The organism is Deltaproteobacteria bacterium (assembly GCA_016234845.1).
GTDB lineage: Bacteria > Desulfobacterota > Deferrimicrobia > Deferrimicrobiales > Deferrimicrobiaceae > JACRNP01.
Genome location: JACRNP010000194.1, coordinates 1 through 4,619, shown reverse-complemented (window position 1 = coordinate 4,619; position 4,619 = coordinate 1). Strand labels below are relative to the sequence as shown.

The following is a 4,619-nucleotide window of genomic DNA, read 5'->3' as shown; positions in this document are numbered from 1 at the left end:
TGATCGCCTTCCCGCAGGAGATCTCGTCGACCGTCCCGACGACGCGCACCCCTTTTTTCTCGAGCTGTTCGACCGCCTGCGGGTTGTGGATGATGGGGCCCAGCGAATGGATGGGGCCGCCCTTGCCCCCGCCGCTCCGCTCCTTCCCCGCCGTCTCGTCGGCGATGGCGATGGCGCGCTTGACGCCGAAGCAGAATCCCGCGCTGCGCGCGATCAGGATCCGCTTCACCGGGGCGCCTTGGGGAGGCGGGAAAGCATCCGCTCGACCACCTCGTCGACCGAAAGCGTCGTCGAGTCGACGTACACCGCCCCGTCGGCCACCTTCAGGGGGGAATGCTCCCGCGTGCTGTCGGCGACGTCCCTCCGGAGGACGTCGGTCAGCACCTCCTCGTACGATTGCCCCCCGCCCGGGCGAAGTTCGAGGTACCTGCGAAGCGCGCGGACGGCCGCCGCGGCGTCGAGGAAGAATTTCACCTCGGCGTCCGGGAAGACCACCGTCCCGGTGTCCCTCCCCTCCAGGACGACACCCCCGTCGCGTCCCAGCTCCCGCTGCTTGGCCACCAGCGCCTCGCGGACCGGAAGGTGGGCGGACACTTCCGACGCGCCCATGCTGATCTCCGGAGCGCGGATCGCCTCGGTTACCTCCTCGCCCGAGAGGAACACCCCGGGCACGCCGGAAGGCGACCGGAACGAAATCTCCATCGACCGGGCCAGCTCCCCCAGCCGCCGACCGTCCCCCCACGGGACGCCGGACCGTCGGGCCGCCAGGGCGCACGCGCGGTACATGGCTCCCGTGTCGAGGCGCACCATGCCGGCCGCCCGGGCCAGACGCGTGGACACCGTGCTCTTTCCCGCTCCCGATGGGCCGTCGATCGTGACGACCGGACGTCCCCTCACGACGACAAACCCTCAAGTATCGCTTTAAATCCTGGAAATGAAGTGTCTATACAGGCGGTATCTTTCACGAGTATGTTCACGCCGGCGGCCCGGGCGAGAACCAGGAGCGACATCGCGATCCGGTGATCTCCCCGGCTGTCGCACGGACCGGTGGGACGGATCGTGGACGGCCCTTCGATCCACAGGCCGTCGGGGTACTCCCCGCACCGGACCCCCAGGGACGAAAGGCCGGAAACCATCGCCCCGATCCGGTCCGACTCCTTCACCCGCAGCTCCTCCGCACCGCGGATCTCGGTCCGCCCCTCCGCGAAGGCGGCGGCGACGCACAGGATCGGGACCTCGTCCACGAGGCCCGGGATCTCTTCCGGAGCGACGCTCGTCCCCGATAGGTCCCCTCCGCGCGCCACCAGGTCGGCGACCGGCTCGCCGCTCTCGAGCCGCTCGTTCGCGTACCGGATGTCGGCGCCCATTCTCCGCAACACTTCCACCACCCCGGTCCGGAACGGGTTCACCCCGACCCCCCGCACGACCAGCTCCGAACCCGGAGACAGGGAGGCCAGGACGAGGAAGAAGGCGGCCGACGAGATGTCGCCCGGGACCGTCACGTCGGCGGGGATCAGCCGCTCGGCGGGGGAGACGGTGATCGCGCGGCCGTCGACCGCAACCGTCGCCCCCATCGACCGGAGCATCCGCTCGGTGTGGTCGCGGGTCGGCAACGCTTCGATCACCGTCACCGGAGCGTCGGCCCAGAGGCCGGCGAGAAGGAGCGCCGACTTGACCTGCGCGGACGCCACCGGCATTTCGTACCGGATCCCCTTCAGCGCCCCTCCGCGGATGGCGATCGGCGGAAGCCGGTTTCCGTCGCGCGCGTGGATCACGGCCCCCATCAACGCGAGCGGACGGATCACGCGGGCCATCGGTCGCCGGCGCAGGTACCGGTCCCCCGTGACCACGGAGAAGAACGGCTGGGCCGCCAGGATCCCGGAACCGATCCGGATCGTGGTGCCGGAGTTCCCCGCGTCGATGATGTCCGCGGGCTCGGTGAGTCCCCGCAGCCCCTTCCCCTCGATCCGCATCTCCGAAGGGGCGATCCCCTCGATCCCCGCGCCGAGCGCCCGCATCATGGAGACGGTCCGCAGCGTGTCCTCGGCGTGGAGGAATCCGCGCACCCGGCTCTTCCCCGAGGCCAGCGCCGCGAACATCGCCGCGCGGTGGCTGATCGACTTGTCGCCGGGAACGGAGATCTCCCCCCGGACCGGCCCTCTCCCGATCACGGGACGACCAGTCCGTCGCGGGTCTTCTTGGCCCGTCGGAAATATTCGATCAGGCCCGCGGCGTCGGCGCGGGCGATCCTGCGCTCGAGGAGGTCGAGGTTCCTCCGGTAGTGCGCGACCGCGCGCAGCACCTCTTCGCGGTTGTAGAGGACGATGTCCTTCCACATCTCCGGGTTGCTCGACGCGATCCGCGTGAAGTCGCGGAAGCCGCCCGCGGAGTACCCCAGCGGGACCTTCGAAGGGAGGGTCGCCACCGAGTGGACGAGGGCGTACGCCACGGCGTGCGGGAGGTGGGACACGTAAGCGAATACGTGGTCGTGGGTCCTGGCGTCCATGCGCAGGAGGATTTTCGATCCGGCGAGCTTCCACAGGCGCTCGATCCGCCGAACGGCCTCGATGCGGGACCGTCGCGTCGGGGTCACGATGAACGACCGGCCGCGGAAGAGCGACGGGTCCGCCGCGGGGAATCCCGACTCCTCGGTCCCGGCGATCGGGTGGCCGCCAACGAAGAACGCGCCGGGGGCGACGGCGCGCTCCCCCTCCCGGACGATGCCGGCCTTGACGCTCCCGACGTCGGTCAGGACCGTCCCGGGGCGCATCCGGGGCCCCAGCCGCCGGATCGCGTCGACGGTGCGGAGGACGGGGAGGCAGACGATCACTACGTCGCACCCGGGGAGATCCCGGAGGGCGCATCCCCGGGAGATCGCCCCGGCCGCGATCGCCTGCCGCACGTGCTCCCGGTTCCGGTCGCACCCCCATATTTCGGGGGCGCCGCGCCTGCCTTTCAGGGCCAGCGCCAGCGAGCCGCCGATCAGCCCCAGGCCAAGGATTCCCAGCCGCTCGCGCGCCACCTTCCTACAATGACCTCCCGACCGCCTCGGCCACCTTCCGCAGGCGGTCGATGACCTGCGCGAACGCGTCGGGCTTGAGCGACTGCGGCCCGTCGGAGAGCGCCTTTTCCGGCTGGTGGTGCACCTCGATCATGAGCCCGTCGGCTCCCGCCGCGATCGCGGCGGCGGCCAGCGGCTCCACCAGCGCCACCTTTCCGGCCGCGTGGCTCGGGTCGGCGATCACGGGGAGGTGGGAGAGCGATTTCACCACCGGGATCGCGGAGACGTCGAAGGTGTTCCGCGTGGCGTTCTCGTAGGTGCGGATCCCCCGCTCGCACAGGATGATCTTCTGGTTCCCCTCCGACGCGATGTATTCCGCCGACATCAGCCACTCCTGGATCGTGGCGCTCATGCCGCGCTTGAGGATGACCGGCTTGTCGAGCCTTCCGACCTCGGTCAGGAGCCGGAAATTCTGCATGTTCCGGGCGCCGATCTGGATGACGTCGGCGTACCGGGCCACCAGCTCCAGATCCCTCGGATCCATGAGCTCCGTCGCGACCGGGAGGCCGGTCTTCTCGCGGGCCTCCGCCAGGTATTTCAGCCCCTCCTCCCCCAGCCCCTGGAACGCGTACGGGGAGGTGCGCGGCTTGAAGGCTCCGCCGCGGATGAAGGCGGCCCCCGCGGACGCCACCCTCCCCCCGATCGCGCACATCATGTCCCGCCCCTCGACGGAGCAGGGGCCGGCGAACAGCGCCAGCGCCTTGCCGCCGATCTTCTTCCCGTTCACGTCGATGACGGTGTTCTCCTTCTGGAACTCGCGGCTGACGAGCTTGAAGGGAGCCAGGACCCGCATCACCTTCTCGACGACGGGGAGCCCTTCGAACGCCTCGGGGTCGAGCTTCCGCTCGTCGCCGATCGCCCCGATGATCGTCCGCTCCACGCCGCGCGATATGTGCGCGGAGAGGCCGTTCGCCTTCAGGGTGTCCTCGATCTGCCGGACGTCCTGGTCGGTCGCCCCGGCGCGCAATACGATGATCATGCGTGTGTTCCTTCCATATTCTTATTCGCTAACCCACCATGGCTGCGTTCCTCGCGGGCGGCTTCCTCTCGGGGACGTTCGCGACCTTCGACCGCTCACTGCGGATTTCGCTCGACGCAATCTCTGCCTCGCTCCATACGCCCCCTGCGAGGAACCCCCCGCTGCGTCTCTCCGCAAGGCGAGCTTTCAGATTGCCCGCGGGTACGACCCGAGGATCTTGATGTATTGCGCGCGGCCCGTCAGCTCGGCGAGCGCCTTCGCGACCGGCTCGTCGTCCGCGTGGCCCGTCATGTCGAGAAAGAAGAGGTACTCCCACACCTTCTTCTTCACGGGGCGGGACTCGATCTTCGTCAGGTTCACGTCGTACCGGGCGAACGGCTCGAGCATCAGGTGGAGCGCGCCGACCTCGTCCCGCGCCGAGAAGATGATGGAGGTCTTGTCGTCCCCCGTGCGGGCGGACGGCTGCTTCCCGATGATGATGAACCGGGTGAAGTTGTTCGTGTTGTCCTGGATCCGGCGCCGGATCGTTTTCAGCCCGTAGATCTTCGCGGCCGCCTCCCCCGCGATCGCCGCCGACGC

General features: G+C 69.4%; 6 protein-coding genes. All 6 read right to left on the bottom strand.

The genetic code is table 11. From position 1 onward, the window contains the following. Nucleotides 1-220: 4-hydroxy-3-methylbut-2-enyl diphosphate reductase (locus tag HZB86_12100; GenBank protein ID MBI5906265.1), on the bottom strand; the 220-nt coding region annotated here is incomplete at its 3' end. Between the two features lie 5 nt (nt 221-225). Continuing rightward, complete coding sequence (locus HZB86_12095; GenBank protein ID MBI5906264.1) at nt 226-897, bottom strand: (d)CMP kinase; 672 nt, start codon at nt 895-897, stop codon at nt 226-228. Further along, entirely contained in the window at nt 894-2,171 is a 1,278-nt protein-coding gene (gene aroA / locus HZB86_12090; protein ID MBI5906263.1) for a 3-phosphoshikimate 1-carboxyvinyltransferase, read from the bottom strand. Before aroA ends, HZB86_12095 begins: the two co-directional genes overlap by 4 nt. Next, complete coding sequence (locus HZB86_12085; GenBank protein ID MBI5906262.1) at nt 2,168-3,022, bottom strand: prephenate dehydrogenase; 855 nt, start codon at nt 3,020-3,022, stop codon at nt 2,168-2,170. The genes aroA and HZB86_12085 overlap by 4 nt, the downstream gene beginning before the upstream one ends. Nucleotides 3,023-3,026: 4 nt before the next feature. After that, on the bottom strand, nt 3,027-4,040 hold the full coding sequence (aroF, locus tag HZB86_12080; protein ID MBI5906261.1) for a 3-deoxy-7-phosphoheptulonate synthase: 1,014 nt from the start codon (nt 4,038-4,040) through the stop codon (nt 3,027-3,029). Nucleotides 4,041-4,226: 186 nt separating this feature from the next. Beyond that, nucleotides 4,227-4,619 (bottom strand): ACT domain-containing protein (locus HZB86_12075; protein MBI5906260.1); only part of this gene is annotated, 393 nt, incomplete at its 5' end.